Here is a 15,300-nt window from a genome sequence, read left to right on the forward strand (position 1 = left end):
CACAGGCTGGAAGCCTGTGCCACAAAGCTGACCACTGACCACTGACCACTGACCACTGAGGAATTTATTCGTTGATCAACAGTATCTAGATTTGAGCTCCGCTGTATTTGTGGTGGCTTACACAATAGAATTCGGTCAAGTATTGGGGTTAACCACAACTTGACCGATTTTTTTTATTGGTATAGTTAGAGGAGTTATAATTTGGTAGGGAGTAGGGAGTTTGTTACACTCTTTACCCTATTGCCTTTTTCGGCCTAAGTCTTGTCATAAATCATGATTTTACTGTCCAATTAAAAAGAATGCTCCCCAGTAGTAGGGGCTTTGGAAGGGTTGCTCATCGGGTTCAAACAAATCCAGTGATGCTTTAATCATTCTGATCGAAGATTTGTTTATGGGTAACTGCTTACTCCAGGCTAACAACTGAGACACGGTAATATCCCGGAGCCAGAATTGCGCTCGATTAAGGGCAACTGCTAAAGACATCTGCTCTCGCAGATTCTGATAAAATTTAATCATCAACAACGTTGTAGACAATTCGTTTACCGTCCACAAGCTACTAACTACCGCTGGACTACCGGCAACTATAAAACCACTGGCTAAACTAATGTATTCATCGCTGGTGTTGGTGTAATCTATTAATCCTGTTTCGGAAGCAGAAAGAGTGACAAGGCGACATTGGTCTAATTTCAGGGCAAAGATGTCATCTAAGGTGAGGCATTTGTCTAAGTCAATCACTTCACCGTTATCCAAAGGTAGATGTTGTTCTGGATTGAGTTCAGCCGGTGTAGGGCTATGGAGAACATTTGCCAGGATTAAGGCGGATTTCTGAGGCTGGTTAAGGTTAAAGTAACCGTGACAGCTAAAATGTAAGCAGTGGTAAGTGTTGAGCAGTTTGCTATCTATGGCGGCTTTGGTGGCAGCGTATTCCACAAGAACCTCTGTATCTGGTGGTGGATTGAAGTAGCTTTTGATTACTTCTACTTCCATGTTGGTATAACTTAAGTCACCTGTGGGGTTTTGAACCGCAAACAGGTGAGTAAAGTCCGGACGTCTTCTGGTTTGAACCAGTTGGAGTAGTTGACAGCTAGGGGCATAACTTACTCCTGCTGGAAAGTGATCCATTAGAATTCCAGATTTACCTTCTCCCTGCTGACTGTTGATAGGTAAAGCATGAAGTGGAAACAAATGTAAATACAAATGGGGGATTAAAATTAAGCGATCGCAATTTCTTGGAATTTGCTGAATGATGTCATCAATATGAAGAATTTGACTCAGCAACTGTAGGCGGTTACTCAGGTCGTTCTGCCAATCAGATTTATTGGTGTGGTAGCTTTGAAGATATTCATTTCTCCAATTTACCAATTCGTCTAAGTCTTGTGGAGCAGATTGCAAAACTATTGGCTGTTGAGTTTGGCGGGTAAAGATGAAAGTGAGCAGCTTATCCCCTGTAATGTAAAACTCTACAATGGCAGTGTGGTCATCTAAATTGTTCTGAAATTGCTGAAAGTTAAAACTAGAACCAATAGGTAAATAGTGGTCTCGTAAATCATTCCGCTGCTGTCGCAATTGTTGGAGATGTTGTGCCAGGGCGGTTGAATTGCCAGCTTTGCTATGTTGGATTTGATATTGACCTGCTGCTATTTTATCCCTGTATTGTTCTAATTGAGTGACAATATCTGGAGGAAAGATGGTGTTCAGGTCACGGCTGAGGATCTGTTCAACTAAATTGCGGGTTTTGCTCCGTTCAACATATTCAATTGCTTCTCTGATATTACCTAATTCTAAACAGACTTCCACCATGCCTTGATAGACTTTATTCCATTCTTCAGCTAGTTTGGTCTTGTATTCTTCCACTCCAGAACCAAAAATCATTTCCTCGCGCAAGTATTCTACTGTTTTAATGGCATCATCAAAAGCATTGTAAGCTTTAGGTAAATTTTGAGCATCTTGGTACGCGAAAGCCAGGTTATTTAGAGTATCTAGATAGTCTCGGGGAAAAGCTTCACGGGTGTGAACTTCTAAAGCCAATTGGTAGCAAGCGATCGCATCTTCTAGATTCTGTGCTTTGGGACCTGTGATTCTGTCAGAGTAAGCACTACCGAGATTTTTTATAGTCGATGCCCATTCATAGGGAAAATCTTCACGGGTGTAAACTGATAAAGCGGATTGGTAGTAAGCGATCGCATTTTCTAGGTTTTGTGCTTTGGGACCTGTGATTCGGTTACGGTAAGCATTACCGAGATTGGTTTGAGTCTGTGCCCAATCCATAGGAAATGCCTCAAAGGTTCTGAATCTAAGAGCCTGTTGGCAATAAGCGATCGCTTCTTCTATATTCTGTGCTTTCTCACCTATGATTCGGTTACGGTAAGCAACACCGAGATTGTTTTGAGTCGTTGCCCAATCCATAGGAAATGCTTCATAGGTATAAACTCTAAGAGCCTTTTGGTAACAAGCGATCGCATTTTCTAGGTTTTGTGCTTTCTCACCTTTGATTCGGTTACGGTAAGCATTACCGAGATTAGTTTGTGTTCTTGCCCAATCCATAGGAAATGCCTCAAAGGTATAAACTATAAGAGCTTCGTGGTAACAAGCGATCGCCTCTTCTATATTCTGTGCTTTCTCACCTTTGATTCGGTCACTGTAAGCAAGACCGAGATTAGTTTGTGTCATTGCCCAATCCATAGGAAATGCCTCAAAGGTTCTGACTATAAGAGCCTGTTGTAAACAAGCGATCGCTTCTTCTATATTCTGTGCTTTCTCACCTTTGATTCGGTCACTGTAAGCAAGACCGAGATTATTTATTGTCATTGCCCAATCCATAGGAAATGCCTCAAAAGTATAAACTATAAGAGCCTGTTGGCAACAAGCGATCGCCTCTTCTATATTCTGTGCTTTCTCACCTTTGATTCGGTCATGATAAGCAAGACCGAGATTAGTTTGTGTCGTTGCCCACTCAATAGGAAATGCCTCAAAGGTTGTGACTCTAAGAGCCTGTTGGTAACAAGCGATCGCCTCTTCTATATTCTGTGCTTTCTCACCTTTGATTCTTTCTAAGTAAGCAACACCGAGATTGTTTTGAGTCGTTGCCCAATCCATAGGAAATGCTTCAAAGGTATAAACTATAAGAGCCTGTTGGCAAAAAGCGATCGCTTCTTCTATATTCTGTGCTTTCTCACCTTTGATTCGGTTACGGTAAGCAAGACCGAGATGGTTTTGAGTCTCTGCCCAATCAACAGGAAAAGCTTCACGGGTAAAAACTGTTAGCAACTGTTCGTAACCAGCAATGGCGATTTCTATGTTACTGGCTTTATTACCGAGAGTAAAATCTCTGATCAGGTTACTTAATTTTTCAATAACTCTAGCAATGCTTTCTTTTGTTTCTGATTCCACTTCTGAGAATCTATCACTTGCCCAGGTTTGCAGGACATCGATCAAGTTATCATCCAGTTTATCTAGGTTGGCTTCCAGGAGTGGGTAGACAACTTTGGGGTCGCCTTTGCTGTTGTCAGTTGCTTGCAATACTTCCTCTAAGAATTGCAAATAGTCTTCGGATGAAGGATGATATGAAGTAGGACTTTCTGATATACTAGCAGCAGTTTGATTATTCTCACTATTGTCTTCTTCTACTAACTCTTCATTTTTGAGCAGTTGTTCAGCCAAACGAGCATACTCCCCTCCTAATCGCCCTAAAACTTCAGCCTTTATCTGTGCAAAGGGACGAATTTTTTCTTCTAACCAATCATTACTTGCAGTTGCCGGTTTAAGTAAATACGCTTCAAAGTCCTTTACTGATAACCCTAATTGATTAGCAATAAACTCAGATACCTTATCAATAACTGAAAGGGTTTTACTAATGGGTACAGAATCTACTAATAACTCCCTTACCCCTCGCCTAAATTCGTACTCAATATAATCGGGATAATCGGGATTTGAATCTTGGTATACAGGGGTTATAGACTGGAGCAGTCCACTCATAAACACCTCCGCTACATGAATTTGTGCGGATTTTGGTAGCAGGGTTTGCTGAATTAGTTGCACTACAGGTAAACTAACCGGAGCAGCTGCCATTAATCCAGCTAACCGACGCGCCATAGGAGAAGCCGTAGCACGAAATCGACTAACTAATGCTGGTGCTTCGAGTTGGGGACTGGGTTTACCATCTACCGCTGTTTTCTGTGGTTGGGGGTCTTGGGATACATCAAAATTAAACCCCACTGTGGTAAGATTTCCTTGACCAGCTATTACCTGTGACCAGGCCAGTAGCGGGTAGGGTTCTAACGTAACGACGGGAACATTGACAGAGGAAGATTTATTCTGAATAGACCTACTGTCATCTTCATCCCAAAGTTTAACAATCAACTGACCATTGACAACTTCACGACGAGGAGGATCCCGTTTCACTGGTATTACTGGTATTTCTGAACCTAAAGCCGTGCGTTCCCAAAGCCGTTCAGGAAGTAGCTGAAGGATAGTCACTAAACCATTGCGTCCCCACAACTCTAGCACTGGATGAATTAATTTTGTGCGCCAAGCCACAGAAATACAATCACTCACCAAGAGAATTAAACGTTTTTTATTGGTATCAATTAATACCCGGGGAGGATAGGGAGTGGAATTATAACCTCCCGTGCTAGTTTGAGGAAATAAGTCTACTTTTGTTTTAGTAATCCTTAATTCCCACGTGCGTACATCCCGAAATGCACCAAGATGCTTGACTAAATGTTGCAGTTCAATGATTGTCTGTTTCCAAACCGCAGTTGAACTAGTTTTTTCAACCACCAATGCTAACTCTAACCATCGTTCGGAAGCGGGTTTCAGAACTGGCAGCCAAATCTTTGATTTTGATTCGGCAATTTGGTAAACAGTAGCTTCTACATCCAATATCTTTTCTGTAGCAGATGGAACTTTCCGCATTAACGGACGAAGTGCCCGTCCCAACGCCAGACTATTTCTCAATGCTACCGCTGCTGGCACTTTAATCGGAATTGCTTCTCCACTTTGTTTGGTCTTTTTAGGTTTGGAAGAGGCAAGAGCAACCTCAGCACCAGGTTCTTTGACTTCAGCTAACGGTGATTCTTCGGTATCTGGTTGGATATCTGGAGTTTTATTTGGGGGTTGCTGTGATTGGTCTTGGGATACCCTTGATGGTCGCGATGGCGGCTGTGGTTGCTGTGATTGGTCTTGGGATACCCTTGATGATTGCGATGGCTGCTGTGGTAATGGCTGCTGTGCTTCCTCTGACTGCTCTATGGACTGGTCTAGATGAACAGCCAACCAGAAAATTTCTGCTATTTCCCGAGCAGTTAAATCAAATCCTGCTTGTTGTAGAATAGCGATCGCTTCTTCAAGCATATCCCTTAGGTACTACTGAGGTACTGCAGCAATCGGTCAATTAACTTTGCTTTTTTCTGGTCTTTGTCTTCGTCTTGAGAGTCAACCATGGGATCATCGTCTGTATTAACTGTGTTAGTTAATATATAAATGGCATTGAGCAATTGGTCTGTAGCCAAGTCTCCTTTCTGCCGTCGCTTGAGAAACGTTTTAATAATCGGTTCTGCTTGTTCAATACTATCCCCTAAATGAGCTTTGACAATCGCTTCTAATTCGTCAGGAGTTGGTTCCGGTAAATCTAATCGTAAACACCGTCGTAAAAAAGCTGGGGGAAATGCCCTCTCTCCGTTACTCGTCAGAACTACAAATGGAAATGCTTTACAGTTCACCTTTCCGTTGCGGATGGCTGTGCTTTTATTATCCCAGGTTTTGACAACCATGCCTGGAAACTTGTCACTGATTCGTGTTAATTCCGGGATTTCAAATTCTCCTTCTTCAAAAATAGTCAATAAATCATTGGGTAAATCAATATCGCTTTTATCCATTTCATCAATTAATAATACCCTGGGCTTAGTTGAAGATAGTAACGCTGTTCCCAAGGGACCCAATTGAATATACTTACCAATTTTCGCTAAATTATCCTTGCCGCTTCCTTGAGCATCTTGTAATCTACCAATGGCATCATAACTATAAAGTCCTTGCTGTAAATGGGAGCGAGTGGTAATATTCCAACGTAACACTTCTCCTAATTGTAACTCTTGAGCAACTGCATAGGCCAATGATGTTTTTCCTGTGCCTGGCTTTCCGGTTACTAATAAGGGACGACGCAGATATAAAGCTGCATTGACTAAGTCTATTTCCTCTGGCCTGGTCTGATAGGTTGTACCCCGTTCTTTTCTGTCAAATTTCCGCCAGCTAGGAGGCTCAGGAAGGCGTTCAATGCCATTGTGGGGTTGTTCGGGAGTTCCGCGAAATATTTTCCAAGATTTATTATTCATGGCGTTGTACCGTCATTCTGGGGTGGTAGTAGGTCATTCTGGGGTGGTAGTAGATAGGGGTCTTCCCACAAAAGAGCAATATGGTGTCCGATATGTTCTTGTTTCTTCTTTGCTTTGGGAAAAGCTTGTAACCGTTGTTGTTTTACCTTTTGAGGAAGCTCATTTATTTGACAATTCAGTAATTGCTCCAGAGCCTGTTTAAAATTGATAGTTTTAAAATCATTCTTCCTCAGCCATAAAACAACTGGTATTGCCGTTCGGTCAATCATTCCCAATATCTGCTCACATGGGGGTTTATGTAATTTTACCCCTATCGCATTTTTTTCTTCCCAATCAGCATATAATTCTTCCCAAGTCTCACAATCACTAAAAGCAAAATTATTTAAGCAGGATATAGTTGTATTATTATTTTGGAGCTGTTTCCATTTTATTAACCATTGGCCTTGATAATATTTTTTTTCCAAACGTTTAACCGATCGAAAAATAACACAATACTCGCTACCAATAGGAATTGGTGAATTATCATCATCTTCAGTCTCAATTCTTTCAAATGCATAGTTAAATAGTTGATAAGGTAAAAAAAATACAATGATTGGTTTATGAAAAAGTTTAATTATTCCTTGAAGATAAAATCTCTTGACCTCTTCGTTTATAATTGACTTAGACTGTTTTATCAAAAACAATATTAAATTTGGTAAGTCTTCAATAGAGAAGAGATGTTGTTCAGATTTATCATCATTTTGTGGAGTCTTTAAAATTTTACAGTCTTGATGATTTCGTAAGTAATTATAATTACTTCTGTCAGCAATGAACCAAGCCTCGACTAGATAACTTTGACGTTGTTGGTGATATTGCTTACTGGATTCTAGCTTGACAAGCAGATAAGGTTGTGCGTCTAAGTTTGTTTGCTGATCATTTTGAGAGTCACTGCTAGTCTTAGGTAATAAATCAGAAGGGTTATTAGGATTTTTTTTTATCCATTGCTTGAGTTTATCAGCAGTTTGGTCAGGAATATCTCCAGTTGCTAATAAACGAGCGACAAATTTTACAATAATTTCTTCATCCTCATTTGCTTGAGGTATATCATCTAAATTTCCTAGAATTTCAAATAAAGTATCAGGGAGTTCATCTTCCCAATCATCCAAAAATTCATCGGGACAACAAGCTTGATAAGCCTGTTGCATTTGGTTGATAAATTTTTTTTCTAAAGGAAGCAATATCTTGAGTAAACAAGTCGTAATCTTAAACTTTATCTGGATTGCCTTTAAGTCAGGATTATCTGAATTTTCTTTAAGGGCCCCATTAATTAAATTTCCTAACTTCTTTTTATTATCAAAATCTAGTAATAAATTATAAACAATTTGATTCAAATTGCCACCAATAACAAGCTTATTAAGATTTATATTGAATTGATATCGTAGCATCCTTGCTAAGTCATCATCACTAGGGAAAGCACTACACAGTGCTGACTCTATCTGCGCGAGGAGATAACCAGGGGTATTTCCACCATTCATTTACGATTACTTCAATACTTGTGAAACATAGAACTTAATACTCTGACTGCAATTAAGTATCTACACCCTGATGATACCTACTTCCGTGAAGTTTCCTTTATTTACTGGTATTTGGCAACCTGGTGCTGGCTTACAGCTTTGCACAAGCATTCACTACATTACTTCACCCTTACGTAAATCTGTCAATAACCCTTGCTTCTCTAACCGCGCACAAATAGCACTGAAAGGACTACCAGCATTATAACTAGGATTCCAGCTTGGGTCACCACTATGATGCAGCGCTACTAAATTCCAGTTAATATCAAAACATGGAGAACCAGAGGAACCGGGTTCGGTATTGGTTTTATACTTAACCATGGTACCATTGTCATTAATAGTAATAATAGCCTCGGTGTCAAAGGCTAATTTTAAAGGTTCGGCCTTGGGATGCTGCAGGATAAACAGTGGAGTATCGGGCACAAACTGATAAGGCTCTTGTGGTAACTCAATCCACTGGCGCTGTGGAGAATTGGGATCGGGATTTTTCCCAATTGGTTCTTCCCCAGGAACTCCATCTACTCTCAGCAAGGCATAATCCAATTCGTCAGGGGTTGGTAATGGATTGTTAGTATAAGGACTTTGATCAATTAACCAGTCATCCTCTACTAAGCGATACTCTGTACCAGGATTTATAACTTTACCATCCCCTAACCGCTTGTAGTCAAAACGCAGGATAACATTGCTAGACGTTGCTTGTTCTAAAATTACCGATTCCACCACATGGAAATTAGTAATAACCACATTGGGCGCAATCAGAAAACCTGTCCCAAATTCAGGACTATTATCGTTATTCGTAACTTCGACACGACAGACTTGCCCTTCAATTTGACCTAACTTCTCCCGCCACCGATTTACGTCTAAAAAAGAATTGGTTTTCTTAATAAGTTTTTCTAATCCACCTCTTGCGGATAGGGGGTGAGGCAGAGTAATAGCAAGATTCAACTCCAGAGCAATGGCGAATAACTTTGGGTTACCTGGATTTGATTGATGGGCACGGTGAATTAATTCATCAACCCATCCTTCGGCTTCTGCGGTTTCAATTAACCTAAACACTATTGCTTGTAAATCATTACCCATTGCTATGGCATTCAGGTTTTTATTAAACCTGAATCTTACTACTTCAGCCAATCTTTGCTGATTGGTAAATGCATCAATTAAAGCATTCGTTAATTGTTGATATTGCTGTCCAGTTAGTTTCATTTAGCATTTACATGTGAGTTGTGAACAGAATCCCTTAGGAAAAGACAAGAGGCAAAAAAAACTCTGTACCTAATTAACCTTATAAATTTTATAGCAATTCTGATCAATGTTTTTTACACAACAGCATCTTGACATTACTATTTTATGAATATATAGTTATAAAATATAGTAGGTAAGGATATGTCCCCTCAACACTAGGGTTTTTGACCTACAGCACTTTAAATTCTTAACTACAGTAAAAAAAGTTAGCTTAAGGACAGACAGCGATGTCAATTCGTCAACTGTTTGATCAAGACACCTGGACATACACCTATTTGGTAGCTGACTCCAGCACAAAGGAGGCTGTTCTGATTGACCCTGTTCTGGAGCAGGTGGAGCGTGATTCTCAGCTAATCCAAGAACTCGGTCTCACCTTGAGATTTTGTCTAGAAACTCACATTCACGCCGATCACATTACTGGAACTGGAAAACAAAAAATTAACGAGCGAGAGTTAGCCACCTAATTTATTGGGTGGGCGTGGAGCGAGCCGGGATTTATCCCGGCTTTTGTGTTATTTGCCTTTTTGATTCTCTATATACCTTTTGACGGTTTCTGTGAAGCGCGTTTCCGGTGGTTGAGCAAAAATAACTAGGAGACCAAAGGGTTGGGAGTTTTAGCAATTCAGGGAACTCTCTTCTAAGATAATGGGAAGCTCGCCCTTTTACTATGCATGATTATTACTGACGGAGCAAAAGTAGGATCGACTTCCAAGAACATGTGAACGTGATCTGGCATTATCTCGCTTTGCGATCAGTCGCCAGTTGTTTTCTGTGCATAAGTCAAAAATAATATCTTGTAGTCTCATTTTAATTTTTCCAATGAGTACAGATTTCCTCCTTTTAGGGCACCAGACGAAGTGGTAATTCAGCAATGTCACCGAGTGTGGATTCGTCCTGAAAATATTTTCAGATATCGTAGTCATAGGCGTTGACAGCGGGTGTATATTCAATATATACTATATACAATGAGGAAGTAATAAGATGTACGGATGTCAGCAACACCTAATAACTACGACGCCAGAGAATCAGGCAGTTATAGAGTTTATATGCTCAGAAGCCAATAAGCTGACTAATTGCGGTTTGTATTACTGCCGTCAAATGTTGTTTAAGAACGGTAAATACCTCAATAATGCTGATCTCGACAAAGTGATGAAGACAAATGTCCACTTTAAAGCCATGAGGTCTGCCTGTGCTCAGCAAACACTGCACGGAGTTGTTGAATCTTTTAAGTCTTACAAGGCCCTCAAGAAAAAGTACGACAAAGGGCAGTTGACAGACAAACCTAGAGTACCAAAGTACCGCAAGAAGGGAGGTCTGGCTGTAGTTAGTTATCCCGCTCGGTGGGTAAAGCTAGTAAAAGGTCAACTCAAATTTACCTTAGGGAAACAGATCAAAGTTTGGTTTGGCATCGACCATTTCTTGTTGCCCATGCCATCCAACATAGACCACAAGTCAATTAAAGAATACCGTTTTGTTCCTAAAAATGGTTGCTTTTATATAGAGTTTGTCTACGAAAGGCCAGCTCCTGAAGCGGTAGAAGTAACAAACAATGTCTTAGGGATCGATCCAGGTCTCAATAACTGGCTGACTTGCGTCTCTAATGTGGGAAAATCTTTCATTATAGATGGCAAAAAAGCTAAATCCCAGAATCAGTGGTACAACAAGCGTGTAGCTGCGATAAAGAAAGGTAAATCTCAAGACTACTGGGATGAACAATTGGCATCTTTGACTGAAAAGCGCAACCGGCAGATGCGTGACAACGTGAACAAGGTTGCCAGATTGGTTATTAACTGGTGCCAAAGAAACTTAGTCAGTACGATCGTATTCGGCTGGAATAAGCGGAATAAAGACAGTATTAACATTGGCAAAAAGAATAACCAGCAGTTTGTACAAATCCCTACAGCTAAATTAAAAAGTAGGATAGAACAACTGTGCATTGAGTACGGTATTAAATTTGTTGAGACCGAAGAGAGTTACACCAGTAAAGCTAGCTTTTTAGATCGTGACTTCCTACCTGTGCTCGGCGGAAAACCTGAGGGGTGGGCAGCAAGCGGAAAAAGAGTAAAGCGTGGACAATATCTGTCAAGCAAAGGTAGTTTGATTAACGCCGATTGCAATGGGGCTGGTAACATCCTCAGAAAAGTAGAGACACAGCTAGGGTTTCCCCTAGCCAAGGTCTGTAGAGCAGCTTTGAACCTGCCACAACGATACAGATTGGACTCTTTATCTAAATCGTATCGTGAAGCAACTTCACGGAGCGCGGTTTTAACCCGCGAAGTGAAATCAGCTTAGAATCCCTGTGTTTTTAAACCAGGGAGAGTTCAATTCGAGAATTGACTGGGTGCAAGGGGATGGTTCCAGAAAATGCAACTGCTGCTTGTGCAGATGGACATGTTAAAGATGGTGAAGTTTTACAGGTCGGCAGCTTAGAAATTAAGGCAATTGAAACCCACGGTCATACCGATAGCCACATGGCCTACTTGGTAAACCAGACTCACCTGTTCACAGGAGATGCCTTGTTTATCCGAGGCTGTGGTAGAACCGATTTCCAAAATGGTGATGCCGGCAAACTTTATGATAACGTCACCCAGCGACTGTTTACATTGCCGGATCACACATTGGTTTACCCAGGACATGACTACAAAGGGCATACTGTATCCACCATCGGTGAAGAAAAGCGTTTTAATCCTCGTTTTGTAGGTAAGGATCGCAATAGCTTTATCGAGTTTATGAACAATCTCAATTTGCCAGATCCTAAAAAGATGATGGAAGCTGTTCCAGCCAATGAAGAATGTGGGCAACTTCCACAAGTTGTATAAGATGCCTGGTCTCTAGGGATACAGCACATATGACAGTTGCTCCCCACCCTCCCGATTCCCGATTCCCGACTCCCGACTCCCTATTCCCTATAGCCTATTCAAAAAATAGCTTTCAGGAAAATATTCACTAATCATCATCACCGATTGGCGATTAGAAAAGACGCAATAGGTACGAAAAAGTAAATTTGCTTCCGGTTCAATATCGAAATAATCAGCTAATTCCTTAGCAGGCTTTTTTCCAGTATCCACAATTTCTTTAAAGGTCTCGAATCTCTGCTCTCGCCAGATTTTGCCGATGGGGCTTTTAGTTTTTAGTAAATCTTTTTGAAAGTAATCATCTAGACGATCAATAACAATAATTGACTCAGCATAGATATAATTCTTGCGACTTATTTTACCCTGTAATAGTATTTTCCTATCAAGTACTGAGCTTCCTTTATCTAATTCCATTGGGTCGATATTATCAGTTGTTGTCACCAATTCCTCAGACAACTTAACTAGACGAATTTGTTCAAACAGATAGGCTTCCAACATATCGGTTACTGTGCCATCTGTCGTTAATAGAATTCTTTGGAAAATACTCAGAGTCGAGGGGTCTATATAACTTCGACTTAGGGATTGCTGTAGATCATTTCTCATGGTTTATAGCAATTATTATTTGGGTGAGGTATTAATTCTTGGGTTTTAGGGAGTAGGGAGTAGGGAGTAGGGAGTAGGGAGTAGGGAGTAGGGAGTAGGGAGTAGGGAGTAGGGAGTAGGGAGTGGGGGGAGGGTGAGAAGTGTCGGTAGCAACAGTTGTGAAAACCCCCTTTGGCCGACTGCATCGCTTTTTTATAACACCAAAAAATTATCCAAACTCTTTCCTACTGCTCCCTGCTCCCTGCTCCCTGTTCCCTTGATAGAAACGCTATATATCCAGCGCCACCTTTAGCTATTTGCGATTTTACAAATACTTCTGCAACAACAACTCCAACTTCTCCTTAGTTGCTTCTGGAGCTTGATCTAAGGGAGTGAAAATAGCATACTTCAAAGCAGAGTGGGCTTTAGAAACCGGTGGATTTTCAACTAACCGGCGCACTGTCTCTTGAATCACCTTCTGAGCATTAATCGCATTGCGATTTAGATTATCAATTATCATCTCCACGGTGACATGGTCATGCTCTGGATGCCAGCAATCATAATCGGTAACTAGGGCTAGGGTAGCATAGGCAATTTCTGCCTCCCGTGCTAACTTGGCCTCTGGCAAATTGGTCATGCCAATTACTTTTGCGCCCCAACTCCGGTAGAGATTAGATTCGGCCATGGTGGAAAATGCTGGCCCTTCCATGCACAGATAAGTCCCACTGTTATGTACGGTCACCTCTGGTAACTCCAAACTTGCGATCGCATCCACTAAAATTCCGGCCAGTTGGTTGCACACCGGGTGTCCAAACCCAATATGAGCCACAATCCCGTCCCCGAAAAAGGTCGAAACCCGATTCTTCGTGCGGTCAATAAACTGATCCGGTACCAGCATATCTAAGGGTTTGACCTCTTCCTGGAGAGAACCCACTGCTGAGGCAGAGATGATATACTCCACGCCTAACTGCTTCATGGCATAGATATTGGCTCGGAAGGGTAACTCGGAAGGCATCAAATGATGATTGCGACCATGACGAGCTAGGAAAGCTACAGTAGTTCCTTCTAAGGTTCCCACCATCAAGGCATCGGACGGAGGACCAAAGGGGGTGTCAATCGGTACCTCCTGCACATCCTGGAGAGCAGCCATTTTGTAAAGTCCGCTACCGCCAATAATCCCAATTTGTGCTTTTACCATGGTGTTTGTGCTTGCTGTGCCTCAGTCCAACGCTTTGTTATTTTACCTGAAACAGTATAACTGTATGAATTTTTGTTAAGAGATTTTAAAATACAGACTGATGTTCCGATGAAATAGTTGTGCCTTATGTCTCACCAACCGCTTGGTAAACCCCGTCCTCTGGTAAAAGTGATCCTGCTATCGGTAGCCACATTAACGCTGTATTACGGTTGGTACAAGTGGATCATTCAGGAAGAGTTGCGAAACTATAACAGCTATGGCTGGTCCGGTACCCTTTGCTTACTACCTTTTGTTTTAGGTGTCGCCGTTCCACAAGCGCTATGGATATTAGATCCCGATGTGCCTGGGTGGTTTGGTTGGTTTTCCCTGGTCGGTATCGTTTGGATTTACATTGTGCAGTTTAGGCTTTACCGCACAGTAAACGAACTGTATCGACGAGAAGGACTCACAGAACCTCTGGTAGTGTGGTGGATTTTTATACCTGGCTTAAATTTAATAGTGGGATTAAAGCAAATTCATGTCCTGAGCAAGTTTTGGGCAATGAAACAGGAAACTATACCGGACGGGGCTATTTTGAATTGAAGCAAACAGGGGGAAGAGTTTGCGGAGAAGGGAGGCGTAGTTTTCGCTCTGTGTTGACAACAACGATAGACAACAACGATAGACAGACATCAGCCATGTTGGTAATCGTTTATTACTAGATTCAAGACTTCCGAGCAAATATTCCCTGTTCCCTATTCCCTGTTCCCTATTCCCTGTTCCCTATTCCCGACTCCCGACTCCCGACTCCCGACTATTGAAACTAAAATCTTAGACCAAATCCACCTTGAACAGAAGCAGCGACGCCGCCACCCTCCCGATAGGCATCAAAAGCAATAATCGCATTACCAAACAAAACCGTTTGGCTATTAGGGATCATAAAATCAATACCAGGTTGTATAGCAAAACTGGTTTTATCTCCTACTGGTGAGGGAGAGTGACCGCTAGCAAATACAGCCCCTGCTCCCAAGTAAGCATCGGTTTGCCAGTTAAGGGGGAAATCGTAAGAAATTGTTGGCACAATAGCAGTGCCAGCACCAATCAGGGCTTGTGTCCGGAAGGAAATGGGGATTTCTAGGAATTTGTAGCGAAACGCAATTACCCCACCAATTTGCTGACCGTCTCCATCATCATCCTTAGTAATACCAATCGTAGGACCAATTCCCACATAACTTCCGTAGGCAGCTTGAGCAAATGCTGGTTGCGACTTAATCATTAAACTAGCCAGACTCCCCAGCACCAGCGTTCCTACTGTGGACAATAATCCAATAGTATTACCCATTTCCTCAACTCCTCAATACCTAAATCTAATGATGGCTGCTTTCTCGCTCATATTAGCTTAATTGCTGCGGTGAAACTAATATAGCAAAGGGAACAGGGAACAGGGAACAGGGAACAGGCATGCTAGCAATAGGCATGCTAGCAATAGGCAATAGGCATGCTAGCAAGAGAGTAAAAATTATTTGATTAGAATAGAAACCGCTATATACAGGTTGATGTTTTGT

10 protein-coding genes and 3 pseudogenes are annotated in these 15,300 nt (G+C 41.5%); 4 read left to right on the top strand and 9 right to left on the bottom strand.

From position 1 onward, the window contains the following. Positions 1-279: 279 nt before the first annotated feature. From F6J99_RS00245 to F6J99_RS00260, 4 genes are all read right to left on the bottom strand, one after another. Complete coding sequence (locus F6J99_RS00245; RefSeq protein ID WP_293111188.1) at positions 280-5,352, bottom strand: SAV_2336 N-terminal domain-related protein; 5,073 nt, start codon at positions 5,350-5,352, stop codon at positions 280-282. Between the two features lie 5 nt (positions 5,353-5,357). After that, entirely contained in the window at positions 5,358-6,329 is a 972-nt protein-coding gene (locus F6J99_RS00250; protein ID WP_293111190.1) for a MoxR family ATPase, read from the bottom strand. After that, positions 6,326-7,843: an effector-associated domain EAD1-containing protein gene (locus F6J99_RS00255; RefSeq protein ID WP_293111192.1), complete on the bottom strand. Its 1,518-nt coding sequence runs from the start codon at positions 7,841-7,843 to the stop codon at positions 6,326-6,328. Before F6J99_RS00255 ends, F6J99_RS00250 begins: the two co-directional genes overlap by 4 nt. A gap of 153 nt (positions 7,844-7,996) precedes the next feature. Next, positions 7,997-9,082 carry an effector-associated domain EAD1-containing protein gene (locus F6J99_RS00260; protein WP_293111194.1) on the bottom strand — a complete coding sequence of 362 codons (1,086 nt, stop codon included), beginning with the start codon at positions 9,080-9,082 and terminating at the stop codon, positions 7,997-7,999. 266 nt (positions 9,083-9,348) lie between these two features. Between F6J99_RS00260 and F6J99_RS00265 the strand changes: the two are divergent. Beyond that, positions 9,349-9,552: pseudogene (locus F6J99_RS00265) on the top strand (MBL fold metallo-hydrolase); the annotation flags it as partial. A gap of 64 nt (positions 9,553-9,616) precedes the next feature. On the opposite strand, the pseudogene tnpA reads toward F6J99_RS00265, so the two are convergent. Next, positions 9,617-10,044: pseudogene (gene tnpA / locus F6J99_RS00270) on the bottom strand (IS200/IS605 family transposase). A gap of 58 nt (positions 10,045-10,102) precedes the next feature. Here tnpA and F6J99_RS00275 point away from each other — a divergent pair. Beyond that, entirely contained in the window at positions 10,103-11,413 is a 1,311-nt protein-coding gene (locus tag F6J99_RS00275; protein ID WP_293111196.1) for a transposase, read from the top strand. Positions 11,414-11,445: 32 nt separating this feature from the next. Then, positions 11,446-11,940, top strand: a pseudogene (locus F6J99_RS00280) (MBL fold metallo-hydrolase); the annotation flags it as partial. An 87-nt stretch (positions 11,941-12,027) separates the two neighbouring features. Here the strand turns inward: F6J99_RS00280 and F6J99_RS00285 are convergent. The 3 genes from F6J99_RS00285 to F6J99_RS00295 all read right to left on the bottom strand — a co-directional run bounded on the left by F6J99_RS00285 (position 12,028) and on the right by F6J99_RS00295 (position 13,756). Next, the gene (locus F6J99_RS00285) at positions 12,028-12,579 is read right to left on the bottom strand and encodes a chorismate pyruvate-lyase family protein (protein WP_293111197.1); all 552 of its coding nucleotides are present in this window, start codon (positions 12,577-12,579) and stop codon (positions 12,028-12,030) included. Beyond that, the gene (locus F6J99_RS00290) at positions 12,576-12,764 is read right to left on the bottom strand and encodes a hypothetical protein (protein ID WP_293111199.1); all 189 of its coding nucleotides are present in this window, start codon (positions 12,762-12,764) and stop codon (positions 12,576-12,578) included. Before F6J99_RS00290 ends, F6J99_RS00285 begins: the two co-directional genes overlap by 4 nt. Positions 12,765-12,883: 119 nt before the next feature. Further along, a complete protein-coding gene (locus tag F6J99_RS00295) occupies positions 12,884-13,756 on the bottom strand; it encodes an S-methyl-5'-thioadenosine phosphorylase (protein WP_293111200.1) in 873 nt (290 codons plus the stop codon). 126 nt (positions 13,757-13,882) lie between these two features. Between F6J99_RS00295 and F6J99_RS00300 the strand changes: the two genes are divergently transcribed. Next, positions 13,883-14,338: a hypothetical protein gene (locus tag F6J99_RS00300; protein ID WP_293111202.1), complete on the top strand. Its 456-nt coding sequence runs from the start codon at positions 13,883-13,885 to the stop codon at positions 14,336-14,338. Positions 14,339-14,558: 220 nt separating this feature from the next. Here F6J99_RS00300 and F6J99_RS00305 read toward each other — a convergent pair whose 3' ends face one another. Then, positions 14,559-15,077 (bottom strand): hypothetical protein, encoded by a 519-nt coding sequence (locus F6J99_RS00305; RefSeq protein WP_293111203.1) that lies wholly within the window; start codon positions 15,075-15,077, stop codon positions 14,559-14,561. Positions 15,078-15,300 lie beyond the last annotated feature (223 nt).

Origin of the sequence: Moorena sp. SIO4G3 (assembly GCF_010692305.1) — a bacterium.
Lineage (GTDB): Bacteria > Cyanobacteriota > Cyanobacteriia > Cyanobacteriales > Coleofasciculaceae > Moorena > Moorena producens_A.

Excerpts from the sequence above, each read along its gene's own strand:
- F6J99_RS00245 (WP_293111188.1), bottom strand. The coding sequence starts at position 5,352 with ATGCTTGAAGAAGCGATCGCTATTCTACAACAAGCAGGATTTGATTTA.
- F6J99_RS00250 (WP_293111190.1), bottom strand. The coding sequence starts at position 6,329 with ATGAATAATAAATCTTGGAAAATATTTCGCGGAACTCCCGAACAACCC.
- F6J99_RS00255 (WP_293111192.1), bottom strand. The coding sequence starts at position 7,843 with ATGAATGGTGGAAATACCCCTGGTTATCTCCTCGCGCAGATAGAGTCA.
- F6J99_RS00260 (WP_293111194.1), bottom strand. The coding sequence starts at position 9,082 with ATGAAACTAACTGGACAGCAATATCAACAATTAACGAATGCTTTAATT.
- F6J99_RS00275 (WP_293111196.1), top strand. The coding sequence starts at position 10,103 with ATGTACGGATGTCAGCAACACCTAATAACTACGACGCCAGAGAATCAG.
- F6J99_RS00285 (WP_293111197.1), bottom strand. The coding sequence starts at position 12,579 with ATGAGAAATGATCTACAGCAATCCCTAAGTCGAAGTTATATAGACCCC.
- F6J99_RS00290 (WP_293111199.1), bottom strand. The coding sequence starts at position 12,764 with ATGCAGTCGGCCAAAGGGGGTTTTCACAACTGTTGCTACCGACACTTC.
- F6J99_RS00295 (WP_293111200.1), bottom strand. The coding sequence starts at position 13,756 with ATGGTAAAAGCACAAATTGGGATTATTGGCGGTAGCGGACTTTACAAA.
- F6J99_RS00300 (WP_293111202.1), top strand. The coding sequence starts at position 13,883 with ATGTCTCACCAACCGCTTGGTAAACCCCGTCCTCTGGTAAAAGTGATC.
- F6J99_RS00305 (WP_293111203.1), bottom strand. The coding sequence starts at position 15,077 with ATGGGTAATACTATTGGATTATTGTCCACAGTAGGAACGCTGGTGCTG.